Source organism: Streptomyces sp. NPDC027189, assembly GCF_055566975.1.
This window is the reverse complement of the sequence record NZ_JBVHRI010000023.1, coordinates 135,636-153,391: the sequence shown is the minus strand read 5'-3', so window position 1 is coordinate 153,391 and position 17,756 is coordinate 135,636. Positions and strand designations below refer to the sequence as shown.

At 66.9% G+C, this 17,756-nt stretch carries 22 protein-coding genes; 15 read left to right on the top strand and 7 right to left on the bottom strand.

Annotation, left to right across the window (positions count from 1 at the left end; genetic code table 11):
- Positions 1-132 precede the first annotated feature (132 nt).
- Both ACZ4RZ_RS38405 and ACZ4RZ_RS38400 read left to right on the top strand, forming a co-directional pair.
- Positions 133-3,393 (top strand): Eco57I restriction-modification methylase domain-containing protein, encoded by a 3,261-nt coding sequence (locus ACZ4RZ_RS38405; RefSeq protein ID WP_467751776.1) that lies wholly within the window; start codon positions 133-135, stop codon positions 3,391-3,393.
- A 215-nt stretch (positions 3,394-3,608) separates the two neighbouring features.
- Positions 3,609-3,833, top strand: a complete 225-nt coding sequence (locus ACZ4RZ_RS38400) for a plasmid mobilization protein (protein WP_467751775.1) — start codon at positions 3,609-3,611, stop codon at positions 3,831-3,833.
- Positions 3,834-3,927: 94 nt separating this feature from the next.
- On the opposite strand, the gene ACZ4RZ_RS38395 is transcribed toward ACZ4RZ_RS38400, so the two are convergent.
- The 5 genes from ACZ4RZ_RS38395 to ACZ4RZ_RS38375 all read right to left on the bottom strand — a co-directional run bounded on the left by ACZ4RZ_RS38395 (position 3,928) and on the right by ACZ4RZ_RS38375 (position 7,508).
- The gene (locus ACZ4RZ_RS38395) at positions 3,928-4,260 is read right to left on the bottom strand and encodes a hypothetical protein (protein WP_467751773.1); all 333 of its coding nucleotides are present in this window, start codon (positions 4,258-4,260) and stop codon (positions 3,928-3,930) included.
- A gap of 329 nt (positions 4,261-4,589) precedes the next feature.
- Complete coding sequence (locus ACZ4RZ_RS38390) at positions 4,590-5,750, bottom strand: tyrosine-type recombinase/integrase (protein WP_467751772.1); 1,161 nt, start codon at positions 5,748-5,750, stop codon at positions 4,590-4,592.
- Positions 5,747-5,950 (bottom strand): hypothetical protein, encoded by a 204-nt coding sequence (locus ACZ4RZ_RS38385; protein ID WP_467751770.1) that lies wholly within the window; start codon positions 5,948-5,950, stop codon positions 5,747-5,749. The genes ACZ4RZ_RS38390 and ACZ4RZ_RS38385 overlap by 4 nt, the downstream gene beginning before the upstream one ends.
- A gap of 125 nt (positions 5,951-6,075) precedes the next feature.
- Complete coding sequence (locus ACZ4RZ_RS38380; RefSeq protein ID WP_467751768.1) at positions 6,076-7,017, bottom strand: hypothetical protein; 942 nt, start codon at positions 7,015-7,017, stop codon at positions 6,076-6,078.
- Positions 7,018-7,034: 17 nt separating this feature from the next.
- Positions 7,035-7,508: a DUF6221 family protein gene (locus ACZ4RZ_RS38375; protein WP_467751783.1), complete on the bottom strand. Its 474-nt coding sequence runs from the start codon at positions 7,506-7,508 to the stop codon at positions 7,035-7,037.
- Between the two features lie 153 nt (positions 7,509-7,661).
- Here ACZ4RZ_RS38375 and ACZ4RZ_RS38370 point away from each other — a divergent pair, with 153 nt between their 5' ends.
- From ACZ4RZ_RS38370 to ACZ4RZ_RS38335, 8 genes are all read left to right on the top strand, one after another.
- Positions 7,662-7,934 (top strand): hypothetical protein, encoded by a 273-nt coding sequence (locus ACZ4RZ_RS38370; RefSeq protein ID WP_467751766.1) that lies wholly within the window; start codon positions 7,662-7,664, stop codon positions 7,932-7,934.
- Positions 7,935-8,070: 136 nt separating this feature from the next.
- Positions 8,071-8,985, top strand: coding sequence for a hypothetical protein (locus tag ACZ4RZ_RS38365; protein ID WP_467751764.1), 915 nt, complete (start codon positions 8,071-8,073; stop codon positions 8,983-8,985).
- Positions 8,986-9,106: 121 nt separating this feature from the next.
- Positions 9,107-9,637, top strand: coding sequence for a hypothetical protein (locus tag ACZ4RZ_RS38360; RefSeq protein ID WP_467751763.1), 531 nt, complete (start codon positions 9,107-9,109; stop codon positions 9,635-9,637).
- Positions 9,638-9,677: 40 nt separating this feature from the next.
- Positions 9,678-9,911 (top strand): zinc finger domain-containing protein, encoded by a 234-nt coding sequence (locus ACZ4RZ_RS38355; RefSeq protein WP_467751761.1) that lies wholly within the window; start codon positions 9,678-9,680, stop codon positions 9,909-9,911.
- On the top strand, positions 9,908-10,165 hold the full coding sequence (locus ACZ4RZ_RS38350) for a hypothetical protein (RefSeq protein WP_467751760.1): 258 nt from the start codon (positions 9,908-9,910) through the stop codon (positions 10,163-10,165). The genes ACZ4RZ_RS38355 and ACZ4RZ_RS38350 overlap by 4 nt, the downstream gene beginning before the upstream one ends.
- Positions 10,162-10,824, top strand: coding sequence for a hypothetical protein (locus ACZ4RZ_RS38345; protein ID WP_467751758.1), 663 nt, complete (start codon positions 10,162-10,164; stop codon positions 10,822-10,824). Before ACZ4RZ_RS38350 ends, ACZ4RZ_RS38345 begins: the two co-directional genes overlap by 4 nt.
- Positions 10,821-11,084 (top strand): hypothetical protein, encoded by a 264-nt coding sequence (locus ACZ4RZ_RS38340; RefSeq protein WP_467751756.1) that lies wholly within the window; start codon positions 10,821-10,823, stop codon positions 11,082-11,084. Before ACZ4RZ_RS38345 ends, ACZ4RZ_RS38340 begins: the two co-directional genes overlap by 4 nt.
- A 450-nt stretch (positions 11,085-11,534) precedes the next feature.
- On the top strand, positions 11,535-12,005 hold the full coding sequence (locus ACZ4RZ_RS38335; protein ID WP_467751754.1) for a hypothetical protein: 471 nt from the start codon (positions 11,535-11,537) through the stop codon (positions 12,003-12,005).
- Positions 12,006-12,056: 51 nt separating this feature from the next.
- Here the strand turns inward: ACZ4RZ_RS38335 and ACZ4RZ_RS38330 are convergent, their stop codons facing one another.
- Positions 12,057-12,521 (bottom strand): gamma-glutamylcyclotransferase family protein, encoded by a 465-nt coding sequence (locus ACZ4RZ_RS38330; protein WP_207929635.1) that lies wholly within the window; start codon positions 12,519-12,521, stop codon positions 12,057-12,059.
- Between the two features lie 98 nt (positions 12,522-12,619).
- Here ACZ4RZ_RS38330 and ACZ4RZ_RS38325 point away from each other — a divergent pair, with 98 nt between their 5' ends.
- Positions 12,620-13,636 (top strand): NAD-dependent epimerase/dehydratase family protein, encoded by a 1,017-nt coding sequence (locus tag ACZ4RZ_RS38325; protein ID WP_467751782.1) that lies wholly within the window; start codon positions 12,620-12,622, stop codon positions 13,634-13,636.
- A gap of 2 nt (positions 13,637-13,638) precedes the next feature.
- Here the strand turns inward: ACZ4RZ_RS38325 and ACZ4RZ_RS38320 are convergent, their stop codons facing one another.
- On the bottom strand, positions 13,639-14,964 hold the full coding sequence (locus tag ACZ4RZ_RS38320; protein ID WP_133041395.1) for a DNA-binding protein: 1,326 nt from the start codon (positions 14,962-14,964) through the stop codon (positions 13,639-13,641).
- Positions 14,965-15,258: 294 nt separating this feature from the next.
- Here ACZ4RZ_RS38320 and ACZ4RZ_RS38315 point away from each other — a divergent pair, with 294 nt between their 5' ends.
- From ACZ4RZ_RS38315 to ACZ4RZ_RS38300, 4 genes are all read left to right on the top strand, one after another.
- Complete coding sequence (locus ACZ4RZ_RS38315; RefSeq protein ID WP_467751751.1) at positions 15,259-15,732, top strand: ATP-binding protein; 474 nt, start codon at positions 15,259-15,261, stop codon at positions 15,730-15,732.
- A complete protein-coding gene (locus ACZ4RZ_RS38310; protein WP_467751749.1) occupies positions 15,729-15,875 on the top strand; it encodes a hypothetical protein in 147 nt (48 codons plus the stop codon). Before ACZ4RZ_RS38315 ends, ACZ4RZ_RS38310 begins: the two co-directional genes overlap by 4 nt.
- A complete protein-coding gene (locus tag ACZ4RZ_RS38305) occupies positions 15,875-16,651 on the top strand; it encodes a hypothetical protein (RefSeq protein ID WP_133041394.1) in 777 nt (258 codons plus the stop codon). Before ACZ4RZ_RS38310 ends, ACZ4RZ_RS38305 begins: the two co-directional genes overlap by 1 nt.
- Positions 16,652-16,914: 263 nt before the next feature.
- Positions 16,915-17,712 carry a hypothetical protein gene (locus tag ACZ4RZ_RS38300; RefSeq protein ID WP_467751747.1) on the top strand — a complete coding sequence of 266 codons (798 nt, stop codon included), beginning with the start codon at positions 16,915-16,917 and terminating at the stop codon, positions 17,710-17,712.
- The last annotated feature ends 44 nt before the right edge of the window (positions 17,713-17,756 follow it).

Here is a 17,756-nt window from a genome sequence, read left to right as displayed (position 1 = left end):
CCGGACAGCGTGACGGACCCACGCCGCCCGGCACAGCATCGAGCCGGCGCGTCACATCACAACAGGGCAAACGTTGCCTGATGCGGCACTAGCTCATCAAGGCGTCCATCGTCGGCGCGACGTCTCACGTCAATGTGTCGCGCATTCTCAGAAGGGTGCAGCTCTCCTGTAGGAAGCTGCACCCCACGACCAGCTAAAATTACGGCTTCGCTCGGCAAGGCTGTGCGACACGCACCGCCTGCACGACAATGGCCGACGGGACAGACGTCCCCTCGTTGCCCTGAACGCCTTGATGCTCTTGGAGCCCTCGCCTTGACGCTCTCTGTCCCTCCCTCGCCTACCGCGCTCGAAGCCGTGTTTAAGCGGGTCGTCGAGCGCAAGGCTGTGCGCGCCGAAGCGACACTGCAGGCCGACATCCGCCAGTTCCTGCTGGATGCGGACCTCAACCTCGGCGAGCAGGACCTCCTGAATCCCGTGCTGGAAGCGCAGGTGGGCGACGGCACCGGTCACCGCATCGATATTGAGATGGGCGCGACCGTCATCGAGGTCAAGAAGGACATCAGCCGCCCAAAGATCCGCAAGGAAGCGGTCGCGCAACTGGCGAAGTACGTGCGGGCCCGGACAGAGCAGCGCGAGCGCCGGCACGTCGGCATCCTCACCGACGGCGCTGACTGGCGCGCCTACACGCTGGTCAACAACGAGCTGAACGAGGTAAACCATTTCGATGCGCGGGAGCGCAACGTCAAGGCGCTGGACCTGGTCCGGTGGCTCGAAGGTGTCCTGGCGACGTCCGAGGGCGCGGTACCCACGCCGGATGCCATCGCAACCCGCCTTGGAGCGGACAGCGTCGCCCACTCCATCGACAAGGCGGTCCTAGCTGCGCTGTACGAGGAAAACAAGAGTCTGCCGACCGTTCAGCTGAAGCGCGACCTGTGGTCGCGTCTGCTGCGCAGTGCCCTGGGCGCCCAGTTTGAGGACAGCGACGATCTGTTCATCGAGCACACGCTCCTCGTGAACACCGCCTCGATCATCGCCCACGCGGTGATGGGCATCGACGTGAAGGACACCCCGCCCGCCTCGCTGGTCAACGGTCAGCTGTTCACACAGGCCCGGATCTCGGGTGTGGTCGAATCGGACTTCTTCGGCTGGCCACTGGAAGTCGAGGCCGGCGAGGGCTTTGTCCAAGATCTGTCTCGTCGCCTCGCCGGCTTCGACTGGTCAAGGGTCGAGCACGACGTACTGAAGGTTCTGTACGAGTCGGTGATCGCCGCAGAGACCCGTAAGAACCAGGGGGAGTACTACACACCGGACTGGCTGGCCGAAGCGACGGTGATCGAGGCTGTCCCCGATCCGCTGAATCTGCGGATCATGGACCCGTCGTGTGGTTCTGGCACGTTCCTGTTCCACGGCGTCCGCCGCTATCTGGCGGCCGCACGGGACATCGGGATGCCTCTGCGAGAGGCGCTGGATGGGCTCCATGACCATGTTGCCGGCATCGATCTCCACCCCGTCGCCGTGGCGCTGGCCCGCGTCACGTACCTCCTCGCCATCGGCCGCGAGACGCTTACCTCCGAAGAGCGCGGCCCGATAAGTGTCCCCGTCTACCTGGGCGACAGCCTCCAGTGGGACCAGCGCACCGACCTCATCGACCACGGCCACCTCGTCATCAAGACCGGCACGGGCAACCAGCTCTTCACCAACGAACTGCGCTTCTCCGAAGACCTGCTGCAAGACGCCAGCCGCTTCGACGCGATCGTCAACGAACTCGCCGACAAGGCAGCCGACCCACACCGGGCTCAAGGCAAGTTGCCCTCCCTCGCTGCCCTCTTCAACCGGCACGGGGTCTCCAGCTCGGACGACCGGGAAGAGCTGACGGACAACTTCCGTGTCCTATGCGATCTCGTCGACGAGGGCCGCAACCACATCTGGGCCTACTACGTTCGAAACCTGGCCCGTCCCATGTGGCTGTCCCGCGCCGAGAACCGCGTTGACGTTCTCATCGGCAACCCGCCCTGGCTGTCCTACCGGCACATGCCGGACGATATGCAGACAACCTTCAAGGACATGATGCAGGCCCGCGGCCTCTGGAAGGGCTTCGAGGTCGCCACCCACCAGGACCTTTCTGGCCTGTTCATCGCTCGCGCTGTCCAGCAGTACCTACGCGAGGGCGGTTCCTTCGCCTTCGTCGTCCCCAACCCCGTACTGGATCGCCCCTACTGGACCGGCTTCCGCAGCGGGGAATGGACCGACCCCGACCACCCCGTCAAGGTCAACTTCACCGGCTCCTGGGATCTGCGCCGGCTACGTCCGCACTTCTTCCCCCGCGCTTCCGCCGTCATCTTCGGCCGCCGCCGCTCCCTCGCCATCGGTCAGCAAGGCAACAGCGCCGTCGCACTGCCCAGGCAGACCGAGATCTGGACCGGGAAGATCGCCAAGAGCGCGGCTCGTTGGGAACACGCCAAGGGCTGGATCACTCGCAAGGCAGGTGAGCTGCGCTACCCCAAGGATGGGCTCATCAGCTCGCCGTACCGGGACCGGTTCGGACAAGGGGCAACCGTCGTTCCCAAGGTGCTCTTCTTCGTCCAGGAGCAGGCTGCCAGCCCCCTCGGGCTCGGCGGCGGTCGAGTCTCGGTCCGCTCGCAACGCAGCACTATGGAGAAGAAGCCCTGGAAGGAACTCCCCGACCGGGAAGGATCGGTCGAGAAGCAGTTCGTCAGGCCCGTCCTGCTCGGCGAGCACGTCGTTCCCTACCGGATCATGGGTGCTGATAAGGCCGTCCTCCCCATCGAAGGGACGAATACCCTCATGGACGGCGAACACGACCACCTTGACCGATACCCGGACTTGGCGAAGTGGTGGCGCGACGCGGAACGACTCTGGGAAGACAACCGCTCCAGCGCCCGGCTTTCTCTGGCCGAGCAGCTCAACTTCCGGAAGAAGCTAACCGAGCAGCTTCCCGGCGCACCCCTACGAGTGGTGTACGGCGCGTCCGGAATGCACATGTCTGCCGCGCTGGTGGACGATCCGAACGCGGTTATTGAGCACGCCCTGTACTGGGCTACGGTCGCCACCCGGCAGGAGGGCATGTACCTCCTTGCGCTGCTCAATACCCCACGTCTTACGGAGGCCGTGCGCCCGCTGATGTCTTACGGCAAGGACGAGCGGCACATCGACAAGGCCGTATGGGAGCTGCCCATCCCGGACTTCGACCCTGCCGACGCCAAGCACGTACGAATCGCGGAGATCGGTGAGACTGAGGCCGAGCGGATCGCAGAGCTGAAGTTCGAGGGCGGCAAGAGCTACATCCAGATCCGCCGAGCCCTGCGCGACTTCCTCCTCAGCTCCACCGACGCCGAGGAACTGGATCAACTGGTCACCGAACTACTCGGCTGAGAAGCGTCCCGCACCTCAACCGTTCCCCTCTCGGGCCCCTTCCCGGGCCGAGGGGGGAGCGCACGTCACTCAGGAAGAGCCGCACTCTCCTCCTCAGAAGTTGCCGCCTGCGCTCGTACTTCGACGACCACGCCTGCAGTTGCAGGCTGCGCTAATGTGCGTCGCCGGCCGAACCACGCCACGGACGGCCCGCATGACGCTGATACCGTCCCCGCATGGATCTCGCCCAGGCTCAGGCCCTCTCCGCGCCCGTGACGGCCGCCGAGTACGACCGGGTGCAGCGCGCCGCGGCTGCTGCCGGACAGAGCGTGGAGGAGTTCCTACGGGCCGCGGTCCTCGACGCCTCCACGGACCCCTTCCTCGACGCCCTCGATCGGGCCGCAGACACCATTGCCAGCCGCGCCGCCGCGGACCTGATTCAGCACCACTACACCGGCTGAGACCCGAGTGTCAGCGGGCGTCGATACGCTTCGAGTACGACCGGACAACCCGCGTTCAGATAGCGGCTCAGCTTGGGTACGGCTCCAAGGTCCGTCAGAGATATTTGCGTGCAGCCTTTTCAAACCGCTTCGCTGCCTTGTACATCTCCTGCACCAGTGCGGCAATCTCCTGTTGGCGGGACCGTTCCGGAGTCGCCTCCCACTCAAGCAGGGCCCGCGATGCGTTGACCGCGATCACGATTGTGCTCTCGGCGTGCCCGGCCACCGGGTCAGGGCCTTCCAGTTGCACCGTTGCAACGCTCTGCTCCAGGGACTCAATGCGCTGCCCCAGTTGTACGAGTTCTTCGGTCACATCCGGCGCAACATCCCTGAAGAGGTATCGCTCCAACTCCTCGACCTGAAGTCGTACGCGAGTCAGGTCCGACAAGACGCTTCCATACGCCTCTCGCCGCGCTTGGCGTCTTTGCGCTGTGACTGCAGACCTTGCCGAGACGAATGCGCCGCCGCCCGTTGCTGCCGCGCCCACGAGAGCCCCGAGCACGGCTGCCAATCCCTGATCCATCACGCCCCCGATTGCTGATCAACCGATGCAGATCACGATAGCGGCGGGCTCCGAACCCTGGTGGGCGACCAGCGTTGTGAAACATCGAGGACCCGGTACCGACGGGGGATGCGGTACCGGGCCTGTGATCACCATACTTGGTTGTGCTGTACGAACGGGCCTATCGTGTGGTGTTGGTGGGGTCACTCCTGTGCTTAGACCTCCGGGTCGTGCATCGGGACCCTCTTGAAGGGGTCCTTGGACGCGTCCTTGGCCGGGCGCACGTACCTCTCCCGAGGGATGCGCGATCCCTTCTTCCAGCGGCCGGCCTCCTCGAGTTCTTCGTCTGTCGCGCCGTTCATGCCGAGGTCGGTGGCGCCGCCGGCGCGAAGGCTGTGCGAGGACACGGGACGGCCGTCGGTCTTGAGCCCGGCCGCGGCGAACCACAGTTTCACGCGCTCGTTGACGGTCTGCGGGCGGAGGTTGTCACCGCGCTTGGTGGCCGTCTTCGCCCGGGTCTCCGACGAGGCGACGGTGCCGTTGCGCTTGACCTCCCGGAACACGGGCCCGGTGGTGATGCCCTGCTCAGCGAGGTAGCCGACCCAGCGACGCATCCGGAAGACCAGCCGCAAGTCCTTCCGGTCGTGGAGGTAGATGGTCTGTTCCTCGCCCTTGTGCGTCTTGTCCTCGGCGAGCCACACCACGACCATGTCGTCGAGGATCGTCAGGTCCTCGAGGTCCAGGTCGACGTCTTCGATGCTGCGCCCGAGGAACCGGTATCCGAAAGCGAGCATCGCCGAGTCGCGCCAGCCGATCGGCCGGTCGTCCGCCTCCGCCTTCTCCAACATCGGCACCAGGTACGGCAGCGTGATCGGGAACCCTTCCTTCCTGCGCAGCGCCCGTTTGTTCTTCTTCCGATACTGCGTCAGGAGCAGCAGGAACAGGCTGTTGTCCGGCTTCTTCCCGGCCGGCATCGACGTCCGGACCAGTGACATGTAGTGCCGGATCGTGGTGACCTTGAGACCCCTAGCCATCAAGTGACGGCCATACTCGGTATACGTCGCCGTCGTGCACGGCTTCGCCACCCGGCCCTGCTCCGCACACCATGTCTCGAACAACCGCATGGCAGTACGCCGCTGGGGTGACCCCTCCTCCTCGGCCTCCTTGAGGGCCTGAGCGGTCTCCTCGCTGACGTACAGGTCCCGCTCCGTGTACGTCGTGCGCGGATCATCGCTGGTCGGGATGTCCTCTCCGGGCATCAGCACCGTGTGCGCGTTGACGAGCGGCCGGGGGGCCGACGCCGCGGGCACCAGCTCCCCGTCCTCGACGAGTTCGGCGTCAACGATCTCCGCGTCCTCGTACAGAGGCAGGCTCACTGGTTCCGCCACTTCCAGCATTCGGGCGTGCAATCCTCCATCGGCTCAGGGCAAGCGGGGTGGGTGCGCCACTCGTTGGCGATGCTCTTGAGTCCCCACCACTCGTTCTCGATCCGCGCGGGGGCGCCGCTCTGCCAGGCGTCGACGAACCCCTGGGGCTCGGTCTGCGCCGCTCGCAGCTTCTCCGGGTACTCGTCCACTGCCGGACTACCGTCCGTCGTCGGCCAGGCGCTCGGCGATGAAGTCGTACCAGGCACAGGCGATCGCCTCGTTGATGGCGGTCATCGACTCTCTCCTGTTGAGGTCGGTTCTGGCCGGGGAAGCATCAGAAATTGACTTCCTTGTCGAAGCTACAACCGCGACACAAGGTCCCGTCGTCGGGATGCACGAGGACAGAGCATTCTCTCTCACACAGCCCCCATGTTGAAAAATCAGAGCCGCACTCAAAGCAGAGCCTTATGCGTTTCTTCTTGTCTGCCGCCACCACAGCGTCCTTCACCACCGTGTATCCGTTGCAATTCGGGCACACATACATGGGCACGCCTGGGCCGTTTTCTGCGTACTCCGTAGCACACCAGTGGGCGGTCTCCCACTGCGCCATGCAGAATCGACAGGAAGGCGCCTGTTCGCCGGTGACGACCGCCCACTGGCCACACTCGGGGCACTCCACTATACGGTCGGCCAGCGGCTTTAGCTCCTGCTCAAGGCGGCTGGAGCGCTGGACCACGAAGGACCGGACATCCCACAGGCGGCTGCGGAGTCGGTCCATAGTGTCGTTCACGAACTGAGCTTCCGACGTGAGCGTCGGACGTAGTTCCGTGTGAATGAAGTGCAGCAGGAAATCCAGTACCAGCGTCGCTTGCGCTTCGACGGCAAAGACGCTTGCGGTATGCCCGAGATGAGTAAGGGCATTTCGCGTGTCGGCTAGGTTGCTGATGGCCTGCTTCTGCTCTTTGGTGATCTGTAGATTTACGATGTTGTTAAGCCGGTCGATCGCCCCGAGGACGGTACAGCTGTTGAAACTGCCTTTCTCGTAGTCTGCCCTCTTTGCTTTTCCAGGGTCGTTGAAGACAAGGCTCCAGTGCTCGCGGATGAGGCGGGCCTTCAGCAGGACCTCGACCGCTGCCTGAAGGTGAAGCACGGCGTACTTGAGGTCACTGGCGTCCGGCTCCCCGTTCCGCCGACTCAGATGGTCGAACGCGCTGAGGAGGAAGTCCATGCCGTTGCGGACAGGCGTGAAGTCCATGTCGGGGCGCGGCCCGTTCATGCCTGACCTCCCGGAGCTCATTCCTCGTCCTCCATCGCGAGGATGTCGGCGATGGTGAGGGACGACTCCCAGCGCCAGTCCCTCTTGAACTCAGGGTGGGATTCCCAGATTTTGGCCATGCGGAGCAGCGGCTCGCACTCAGCTCCGTCGATGGGGCAGACCTCCACCGCGGTCTCGCCGTACTGTCCTGCGGGCTGGAGCACTGGCTTGTGGTTCGCGACGGTCCATCGCAGGTAGCCGGTGAGCTCGATGACGTGGGCTGGGTCGTTCAGCACGACGAAGGTGGCCCTCTCCCGCGTGCCCGCGTCAAAGTCGGGTCCTTCCGGCCCCGCGAGGATGAGCGTCGAGAAGTCCGGCGGATCTTCGGGACTGCCTGCCCCCTGGTACCAAACCGCGGGCCAGTCGCCGTCAAGGTTCGGCTGCACTTGGTGGCCGATCTTGCTCTCCTCGGTGATGCGCTTGGCGAGGAAGTCGTGCACCTCTCGCAACATGCCCACTGCCGGCCCCTCCCGGGCTCGTTCTGACGTGCCGCCAACTTTAGCGATAACAATCACAGTTGTTGTCGGCTACTCACCAGTAACACCGTAGAGTCTTCTCCGAGGGCGGAGAGCACCGCCCGGAAGCCCGAACGAAGGACACCCGCCATGCGGAACCTGAAGCTGTTCGCGTACGCCCTCAGTCTCCTGGCCCTCGCGTACCCGGCCATCGTCCCGCCCGTCCTCGGAACGCTTCCCGTCGCCGGCGGCGCAGCGCTCGCCGTGGCGACCTGGGCCCTGATGCACCTGTCGCCCACCCTGACGATCGCCGCCGGCGTCCTCCTGGCGCAGACGTTCCCCGGTCGACTCGGCCGCACCGCACGGTGGTTGGGCCGCGCCTGGGTCGCTTCGGTCGCTGTCGTCTTCCCCCGCACGGCCTGACCGACGGCCCCGTTCGATCTGTTCGATTCTTCGCTGAGAACGATTCTCCACTCAGCCCCGCATGACCGTACGGCGCCCGTTGTGGCGTCATCCGGCGGAGAGCAACCGCCGGAAGCCCGAAGGAAGGAACCCACTGATGCCCCGTCGCATCGTCGTCACGGCCCTGCTTCCGCAGCCCGAGCCCGAGCCGACGTATCCGGAGTACGAGGATGTCCGCGCGGAAGCACGACGCAACAGCGGCGGTCCGATCGGCATGCAGACCATCGACCTCATGGAGGACGTTGTCCACCGCCGCGGCGGCGACTGGTGCACCGCCGTACTCGGCCGGTCGTTCCCCGGCCTCCGTCACGTCTCCACCCAGGACGGATGGATGCTCCTCGTCGCCGACGCCCGCGGCCTCGACCCTGAACTCCCGGCCTACATCGTCGAGGTGCGCCAGCGCAGCAAGGACGCGCAGGAGGCCCGCCAGAAGCAGGTCCGAGAACTGCGTGAGAAGGAACAGCGCCGATGGGAGGCAGCGCTCGCGGCCGCCGGCGTCGAGATGACCGCTCGGGAGAACACACGGCACACCGGTGTGCGCGGATCGCTGCGGCACGCCGTTCCGACGGTCGAGTTGGTATCCGGTCGCTCCCGGAAGCACCTGCCCGACCGTGGCCTGTGCGAGACGCCCGGCCGATCGAACCCACTGCACCTGAGCACTCCCGTCGACGCTCCGGCCAACTGCGTGCGCTGCCTCGACTACATGGAGAAGGTCCGCACGCTCGACGCTCCCGCGCCACCCACCCCCGCGGAACTCATGCTGCTGCAACTCGTGCAGGACGGTGAGGTGTTCACGTTCAGCGTGGCCCGAGGCGGCCTCACGATCCGCGACACCAGCCAGCGCAGCAAAGGGGCGTGGGGGCACCTGGGCCGGAAGGTCGACGCCGCGGTGAAGAAGCTCGAAGGCAAGGGCTGGGTGCGCAAGGACACGAAGTACAGCGCGACGAAAAGGGGCCACCTCGGCGACCGTTGGCGGCTGACCGAAGCCGGTACCGCTGCTCTGGAGGGCTGATCCCGTTGGTTGGCAGGATGACCGCGGCGCAGTACCGCGCCCTGATGGCACGCCGCCGCGGCCAGCCCCCGTTCCTGCAACCGCGGCGGCCCCGAAGAAGACCGCCCCGAAGAAGACGGCGGTGAACCCGGGACCGCCGTCCGTCCCTCCCCCGCCCGACCTGCAGCCGCTACTCGCCGGCCTGGCCGGAGTCGGCCGTACCTGGACCCTCCTCATGCCGTACGTCGAGGAGATGCTGACCAGCAACCAACGCCTTCACCACATGGCAGAGCATCGGATCAGGCGGGAACTCCGAACGCACGCAGCCCAGATGGCCCGCGTGAAGCGACTCCCCCGGCTCCAGCGCGCCGCGATCTTCTACGTGCTGCACCCCCGCCCGATCAAACGGCAGCGCGACCCCGGGAACTGGGCACCCACCGCGAAGGCGTACGTCGACGGACTCGTCACCCCCAACCCGCATCTCCCCCAGGAGCGCCACCTGCTCCCGGACGACGACCACGAGCACCTGCTGGGCCCCAACCCCGTCATGGGGCAGCCGGTGACCACCGGATTCGCCCGCATGTCCCTCGTCATCGTCGAACTGTGCGGGCCGGTGACCAGCGGAAACGGCGAAACCGTAACAGGAACCGGCACTTCGACGTACAGGAACTGAGGGCTGGCCCGCCCTCGCCAGAACAAGGAGATGCCCCTCCATGCTGTCGTCCGTCGTCCTGTCCCCGGCCGCCGACGCCGCGCATGACGCTGCCCACGAGACCGCCGCCCGGTTCCGCCAGGGCGCCTACGCGGTGCAGTGCCCGACATGCCATGTCCCGGCCGGTGTGCTCTGCCTCGCCCAGCGCAGCATCCACGGCACCCGCCGAGACCTGTACCGGCAGAACCCCAAGTCGACCGGCCTGGTGTCCCTCCTCGTGGCGCGTACCCGATGAGCACCACGGCGGCCGCGGCCGCGCGCCACGCAGCTACCTGGGCGGAGCGCGCAGAGAACCACCACAAGGCGGCAGGGAGCCGCCGAGAGAAGGCCCACGAGATGGCGTCCCAGCGCTACAGCGCCTCCGCGCGCGACTGGCACGATCGCGCAGACAGCGCGGAGGAACAGCGCGACACGGCGGTGACCATGGCGAACATGTGGGCTGGCGTCTCCCGCGTCCTCCACCTGGTCGAGGATGGTGAACCGTCGTGACCGCTCTCGCCGTTGAGGCCCCGACCGCGCCGGAGTGGTCCGGCCGCCTGGTCGTGCGCGCCGCGGGCCGCCCCGTCCTGCACATCGGCGCCGAGGGCGTCACTGCCCCCGCGGTGCCGGTGTTCACCGTGGCGCTGGAGTGCACACCGGACGCTGAGCAGGCGCCGGGCGTGCGGCCGTGGGACGGTCCGGTCACCGAGTCGAGCCTCTGCCCGGCCTGCCTGCGCTCCCTGCGCGGAGAGCCGGAGCCCGAGGCGCCCCGCCTCGTTCCGGCCGGCGTCGCCGAGGCCCTTCCCGAACCGGTACCCGAGCCGGACCGCCACCGCGGTCACCTTCGGGCCGTCCCGGACCTCCCGACGTACGCCGAGGTGCCCCTGCCCGCCGAGCACGCCGGTCGCCCCATCACCTGGTCCGGTTGGAAGACGGCGCCGGTCCTCTCCCACTACGACCCGTCGTGCGGGTGGTGCGGGGACCAGGGCCCTGGCGAGATGGCCGGCGGCCGCCAGGGCAACCCGATGTCCCGCACCGATCCCCTGCGCCGCTACGTCGCCTACCGCTGCACGGCATGCCAGTTGATGACCTCGTACGAGCAGGTCGGCAGCGAACTCAAGGCCATCGCACACCACAAGTCGCGCGCCCCGAAGGACTGCAACCGATGAGCACCACTCTCGCCCTCGTCTCCGACACCAGCGCCCTGCAGGAGCGCATTGCCCTGATCGCGTGCGGCGCGAAGCCCGGCAAGACCGAGGCCTGCGACAGCCACCGCGGAAAGGGCGCTGCCCTCCTGACCATTGCCCAGACGGGCGCCGCCGACGCTCTCGCAGCCGCCATATGCGGCACGGGGAAGGGCCCGGCCTGCCACGACTGCAAGGACAAGGCCGCGGAGATCATCCGCGCCTACAACGAGAAGGCCCGGTGACCACGAACCGGCCCGGTAACCGCGAGATCACCGCGAAGGAGCTGTCCGAACTGGTGGGCGGAGGGCTGCCCCACGCGCTGCCGCTGGAGGGCCGGAGCAGCCTCACGCTGCACTGCCAGGTCGACGCCCTCGGCCCGTCCGACCAGCACCCCGACTTGGTGAAGCTCGAGGTGTCGTTCCCACCGGTCGCGAAGCCTCGTCCGAAAGCCGCGCCCGAACCGGCCGCCATCAACTGCCCCACGTGCGGGCCGACAACCCTTAGCCATGCTCATTGCTGGCGGCGCGTGCGCGCTCTGCGTCGCCGTGGCGGTGAAGGCGCTCCGCGGCCTGTTCAGCGGCAAGGAGTCCACGAAGTAGGCGCCCGCGGGAAGCTGCGGGGGGAGGGCCTCGGCCGGGCGGCTGGGGCCCTTTTCGTGTCCATGTCGGAGGCTCATGCGATGATCCTCCGTCATGGGGAGACACATCTGGGGGAAGACGGCCGGCGCGCTGGTCCTGGCCGTGATGACCGTGGCGGCCGCGAGCGGCTGCAGCAGCTCGGAGGCCAAGGCCGACGCGAAGCCGGCCGCGAAGGCGAAGACGGTGGATCTGGGGAAGGCCACCACCACGTTCCAGGCCGCGGTGACGAAGTTCGACACGGACGGCGGGTGCCTCGAGAAGGAGCCCGGTACGTGCTGGGAGCAGATGCAGGCGCTCATGGAGCCGGCGCGCACTCTGCGGAAGGCGATGAACGTGGAGAAGTCCGTGGGTGCGGACTTCTGGACCGATGCGTACGCGCTGATCGACACCATGGAGAAAGGCATCGCCGTGGGTGAGGACCAGGGCGTTCCGGCCAGCGGCGCAACGAGCCTGACCAACCGAGACGACGTCCTCGGCTCCGCGCACGACCTGTCCGACTGGCTCGACGCCCATCCGATCAAGTAAGGGAAGGTGCGGCGGCATCCGGGCGGCAGCAGCTCGCCGGATGCCGCGCAGTTACTCGCCCTTCGGCTGACCCGCAGCCAGGCGAGGGCCGATGCGGGCGCACCGTTCGGCATAGGCCGACAGGTGCCGGGCCTGGAACTCGTCGGCGTCCCAGTCTTCCGCGCGTACCTCTCCGCCCGGCCAGATGTACGCCCATCCCCTCGCACCGGTGGAGAGTGCCACTTCCCGCAAGTCGTACTGCTCGTCCTCGAACGCATCGAGGATGCGCCACTCCTCATTGCTCAGGTCGGTGAGCACCACGCCGGACGCCTTACCGCCGAAGGCATGGATGACGAGGCCGGGGTAGACGCGGCCTTCAAGCGCAGCTGCGCGATAGCCGGGAACAGACGCCGGCGTCCGCTGAGGTATCCGCCCCAACAGCGCCTTGAGGACGTCGACGAACTGGAGCGTGCCGTAGCAGAACAGCACCTTGGGGCCTGTCGAGAAGCGGTCCAAGCGGCGCGAGTTGCCTGACACCAAGATCTCACTCCTTCAGCAAGCTGAGAGTTGGGCAGGCACTCTACCGGTGCCGTGTGGGCTTCCCGAATCTCCACACGGACAGGCAGGATCGGCCCATGAGGATTCTGGTCATCGGTGGCACATGGTTCCTGGGGAAGTACATCGCGGAGAAGGGCCTCGCGCGAGGGTGGTCCGTCACCACCTTCAATCGCGGGCGTTCCGGGCGTGACGTTGAGGGCGTCAAACCGATTCATGGGGACCGAACGACCCGCGAAGACCTCCGCAGCTTGGCGCAACAGGGGCCATGGGACGCAGTGATCGACACGTCCAGTTCCGACTTCCCGCCCCGGGACGTCCTCTTGGCGGCCAAAGTCCTCCGCGACGTTGCCCGGCGATGGGTGCACATCTCGACCGTGTCCGTCTACCAGGGCTGGCCGCACCAGCCGTTGACGGAGGCTTCTGCGCTGCTTGACTGCCCGGCGGACGCAGACGAGTCGTACGGCTACACCGGGGAGGACGGAAGCCCTACCGTGTACGGCTTCCAGAAGTCGGGTGGGGAACGAGCCATTTCCGAGGCGTTCGGCGATTCCGCGGTGTTCCTGCGGCCCGGCGTCATCCTGGGGCCGGGTGAGTATGTCGGCCGGCTCCCTTGGTGGTTGACCAGGGCCAAACGCGGCGGAAAGATTCTGGCTCCAGCGCCGAACAGCCAGCGGATTCAGCCCGTCGACGTCCGCGACGTTGCTGAGTTCGCCCTCGACCAGGCGGTGAGCGAGACGAGCGGGGGCTACAACGTCACCCACCCAGAGGGCATCACGTTCGCCGACTTCATCGCTGAATGCCTCACGGTCACCAGTGGCGCCGGCAAGCCCGTGTGGGTGGAGCCGAGCATCCTGTCCCAGCACGGTGTCGCGCAGTGGACGGAGCTGCCACTGTGGAGGACGCACGCCGGCGTCTGGGCGGTGGACTCCAGCCGGGCCGTCGCCGCAGGTCTGAGGTGCCGGCCGATCGTCGACACCATTCGGGACACGTGGTCCTGGTTGGCCGCTGATGGGCGTCCCGTGGACCACCCGAGGTGGGCGGAACACGGGATTGGCCCGGAGAAGGAAGCGAAGATCCTCGCCTCTCTGACCTGACGTCAGGCTTCCAACTGCAGCAGCGCGGACCGTGAGCTGAGCTGGTGTGTGCTCGCGCTGCGTGTGAAGTCCTCGACGCGGTCGCGTAGCTCCCGCGGCAGCGTCGACGCCCTGTAGGCAGGCTGAGCCAGGAACTGCTGGATCTGTCCCGTGCGCACGAGGACACCGGTCACGCGCTGGTCGCCCGGGATATCCCACAGGGGGGTCAGTGCGTCGGCGGCTCCCTCAACGTCGTTCGCGAGAAGCCGGGCCATGGCGAGATCGGCAGCGGCACCACCGATGACATGCGCCGAACGGCCGGCCTGCGGCCTCTGGCTGATCAGGTCCAGGGCCCGGCGCGCGGACTGCTCCGCCTGTTGTCCGTCATGGATGAGGAGCGCGGTAGAACTGCTGGACATGGCCAGTCGCTCCGGCGTGAACCCGAACTCGCCTCCGACCCCGTCATGAAGGTCGTCGCGGGCTCCGCTCTCCGCCTCCAAGGAACGCTGGAGGGCCAGGCGGGCAGAGTCCGTGTCACCCAGATAGCCGTGTGCCCGCGCCTCGATGGCCAGAAGCCGGCGTCGTGCGACATCGCCGAGTCCGCCGTAGGTCTGGGCGCGCCGTGCCTTACTGACGGCCTCGCCTGGCATGCCGGTGAAGTACGCGATGTACGCGAGGATGCCGTCCGCGTACGCCCGCAATGGCTCAAAGCGGGTGCTCTCGCCGTAGAGATCCGCGGCGCGGGCCAGACGGCGGGCGTTGTCGAAGGAACCCAGGTCGAAAGCGGCGGCGGCGAGCAGGGCCATGGTCTGTCCCGTCAGCTCGAGGAGGCGTTGCTGCTGGGTGGGGATCTGCGTACGGTCGCGCTGGCTTTGCAGTTCCTCCTGGAGCGCGCGGCCGCGCCGGAACGCCTCCACCGGAGGCAGCGAAGCGTAAGCGCGCGCGAGGGATGCCACGTCGTCGGTGAGTTGGTCAAGGCTGGTGTCGGAGACGGACGCCGCGGCTGTTGCGCTGGCATCGTCCTGAGCATCGCGTGCGGTCATGTTGATCTCGTGCTCCAGGTTGAACGCGGGTGCCTGGGGATCCTCGGCGGGGGGAGCGGCGAACAGGGCCGCGACGTCACAGCCAAACATGGCCTGTAAAACGCGCCGGGTGTCCGCGGAAAGCGACTCGGGACGGGCCTTTCCTGCCTTCCAGCGGAACACCGTCCGCTCGCTGCAGGTCGGGTTGTTCGCGCCCTTCCCGACGACCTCGTCGGCGGTTCTGTCGAACAGCGTCACGAAGTCAGCAGCTCCCAGGTTGCGCTTGTCGCAGAGGACTTTGAGCAGCGTCTCGGGTAGTGCCGTCACTTCGCCCCCAGATATCGCGCCTTGGCCTGTTGGCGGCCCACCTACGGATCGATCCCTTTGCACGAAGGGGATACCGCCGTCTCACTCCAGTGCAACACATCTTTGCCAGATGGCAGTTGTCTAGCAGTCAGGTGGCAGCCCGCCGTTCTGTTGGCGTTGAGACGTCAGTCCCTCGACATGGCGGTGACACCACATGGGGGGCCACGCTGATCAACACCCTCGCTGAGAGTGCCCAACCGCACACAGGCATATGACTCCTGTGGTGCAAGTGGGCCAATCCCCCCAGAGGACGTGATGACGACGACAGCCGTACGGACGCCTCGCGCGGTTCCCCGCGACGGGGCCGTGATGGATGAGACATTCCCGGTTGTTCCCCGTCGGCTGGGAGAGCCAGTTCGGCCCGAGGACGCGGCCCGAGTAGGCGTCGTGCGCCGGATCACCGCCGCGCGGCTCAGATACTGCGGGCTCGGGCCAATGATGGACGACGTGATGGTGATCGTCTCAGAGCTGGTCACCAACGCGATCATGCACAGTGGCACCTCAGAGATCAGTCTGACCGTGACCCTCGGCGAGGGCTTCCTCCGCATCAAGGTTTGCGACGGTATGGAGGGCTGCGCCCAGCCCAAGCAGGCCAACGACACCGACGAGTCGGGGCGGGGCCTTGCGCTGGTTGAGGGCCTGGTGGAGGCGAACGGCGGGACTTGGGGCGTCAGCGACGACGGCACATTCGTCTGGTGCTGCCTCCTTGCGAGGGGGGACGACCAGTGACCTTCGCCCTCGCCCACCGCGGCAGCGATACCGCGCTCGGATGGAACCACCCCGGCTGGGCCGGGCCCGTCTTCAAGGCCGTCGAGGTGGTCGCCCGGTTGGTTGAGAACGGCGTACTCGCGCCTGGACCGGTGGACCTCTGATGCCTAAGCAGCACTATTGGAACGGCATGCACGTGCCGTACATCACGGCATGGACGGCGGAAGCCGTTCCCCAGCCGGAGGTGAAGCGGGTTGTTCGCATCGGTGGGGAAGGCATCGGTTACGAGGGCGAGGACCCTGTAACCGACCGCCGCCACGAGGCGCTGTGGGTCCGCTCCGCTCTCGCGCAGGGCCGCGGCAGGCCGGACTTCCGGCGCATCAGTTCCCCCCGGCAGAAGCGCGCGGTGAAGTACGAGCTGTGCCAGGTGTGCGGAGAGACGGTTCTCGGCTGGCGGGCTGACGAGCGAATCCTGTACTTGCTGGGCGGCGATGCCCCGATCACCGAAGGGGAGACCACCGCCGCGCCTCCCGTACACCCGTTCTGTGCAATAGAGGCAACCGAGAATTGTCCGCCTCTTCGACAAGGCCATGCCGCCGCACTCGTTGAGTACAACCCGCTGTGGGGCGTGGCCGGCGTTGTCTACGACCCGGTGACGCTGGCTCCGCTGCCCAACCCCGGGAAGCGGCCCGGCGAGCTCCAACATGTCCACGTCAGCACCAAAGAGATTCGTTGGACGCTAGCCAACTTCACCGTGGTCAGCCTGCACGGCATCACGCCTGTATCCCCGCAGCAGCTACATGCCATGGCGGAGGAGGACGCAGCGCGTGGACGCCGCATGGACTCCCTGACATCCATGGTTGCCACGCTCCAGCGAGGCATCGCCACTGCAACTCCCCCCACCAATCAACGCCGAGGCCTTCCATGCCCGATTCGTTAACGACCAGTGCCGCCTCCGCCCGCAGCGGAGACCGAGCGGCACCACCCAATGACATGAACCTGATAGTGAGCCCTGTCGGTGCCGACACAGATCTGCGTGCGGCCCTCGAGGACCTGAAAATGGGGCGCTATCGGGCCACTCGTGACCTGTTGGCCAGGACGGGCCCAAACTGGTCGTTGCGCGCGAGGCGCAGCCAGCTTCTAGCCGCTCAGGCGGGAGCGGGTGGCGTCTTCAAGACGTGGCTGGACGAGGAACCTAACAGCGTGGACGCGTCGATGATGTGGGCGCGGGTGCTCACCCGGGCCGCAATCGAGGCCCACCGCGGCGGCAAGAACAAGAGCGTCGTCTCACGAGCCGCCGGTCTGGCGCTGCAGGCCTGCATGAAGGCGATATCCCTCTGGCCAGATTGTCCGGTGCCGTGGATCTGCCTCCTGCACCTGACCCAACTTCCCTTCGATCCGTACCACTTCGACCCTCATTGGAGATCTCGCCCAATTCCGTGGGATCAGCTGGGCGATCCCACGATGCCTTACCGGGGACCGTGGCCGCTTCTGGAGGAGATCAACAAGCGCGATCCCGGCAGCCGCGAGGGGCACCACCGCATGCGGGAATACCACCTCTACCGGGGCGGACCGGCCGCCGCCATGAACTACGCGGCTTGGACAGTCGCAAGCGAACCGGGCAACCTCGAGTTGGACCTGCTCCCCCTGTACGCGCTCATGGACGTCTACCGGGAGCGGCACGGCAACGGCCAGGGGAGCGCCCTGCAGTTCTGGCAGACCGCCCAAGTCGCGCACTACGCACGCCAGGCGCGGGACCGCTGGTTCGCGTCCGTCCCGCCCGTCCACCACGGATGGCTGTCGCCGCTGGATCTCAACCACCTTGCGCACGCCCTGGTGGCCTGCGGTGAGGACGCGCGGGCCGTGTTCGCGGCGATGGGCCCCTACGTCACCCCGGAGCCATGGAAGACGATCAACGTCAGCCTGGGCCGCAGCTACGACTGGACGACGGAGTTTCTGCGCATCCGCGCCACCGCCCTGCGGGAGCGGCCGCTGTGGTGAACAGTCGCGCGCCTCCGCCCGGCGTGATCAACGCTCCCCGGATC

Excerpts from the sequence above, each read along its gene's own strand:
- ACZ4RZ_RS38405 (WP_467751776.1), top strand. The coding sequence starts at position 133 with ATGTGTCGCGCATTCTCAGAAGGGTGCAGCTCTCCTGTAGGAAGCTGC.
- ACZ4RZ_RS38400 (WP_467751775.1), top strand. The coding sequence starts at position 3,609 with ATGGATCTCGCCCAGGCTCAGGCCCTCTCCGCGCCCGTGACGGCCGCC.
- ACZ4RZ_RS38380 (WP_467751768.1), bottom strand. The coding sequence starts at position 7,017 with ATGAACGGGCCGCGCCCCGACATGGACTTCACGCCTGTCCGCAACGGC.
- ACZ4RZ_RS38375 (WP_467751783.1), bottom strand. The coding sequence starts at position 7,508 with ATGTTGCGAGAGGTGCACGACTTCCTCGCCAAGCGCATCACCGAGGAG.
- ACZ4RZ_RS38370 (WP_467751766.1), top strand. The coding sequence starts at position 7,662 with ATGCGGAACCTGAAGCTGTTCGCGTACGCCCTCAGTCTCCTGGCCCTC.
- ACZ4RZ_RS38365 (WP_467751764.1), top strand. The coding sequence starts at position 8,071 with ATGCCCCGTCGCATCGTCGTCACGGCCCTGCTTCCGCAGCCCGAGCCC.
- ACZ4RZ_RS38355 (WP_467751761.1), top strand. The coding sequence starts at position 9,678 with ATGCTGTCGTCCGTCGTCCTGTCCCCGGCCGCCGACGCCGCGCATGAC.
- ACZ4RZ_RS38350 (WP_467751760.1), top strand. The coding sequence starts at position 9,908 with ATGAGCACCACGGCGGCCGCGGCCGCGCGCCACGCAGCTACCTGGGCG.
- ACZ4RZ_RS38340 (WP_467751756.1), top strand. The coding sequence starts at position 10,821 with ATGAGCACCACTCTCGCCCTCGTCTCCGACACCAGCGCCCTGCAGGAG.
- ACZ4RZ_RS38335 (WP_467751754.1), top strand. The coding sequence starts at position 11,535 with ATGGGGAGACACATCTGGGGGAAGACGGCCGGCGCGCTGGTCCTGGCC.
- ACZ4RZ_RS38325 (WP_467751782.1), top strand. The coding sequence starts at position 12,620 with ATGAGGATTCTGGTCATCGGTGGCACATGGTTCCTGGGGAAGTACATC.
- ACZ4RZ_RS38315 (WP_467751751.1), top strand. The coding sequence starts at position 15,259 with ATGACGACGACAGCCGTACGGACGCCTCGCGCGGTTCCCCGCGACGGG.
- ACZ4RZ_RS38305 (WP_133041394.1), top strand. The coding sequence starts at position 15,875 with ATGCCTAAGCAGCACTATTGGAACGGCATGCACGTGCCGTACATCACG.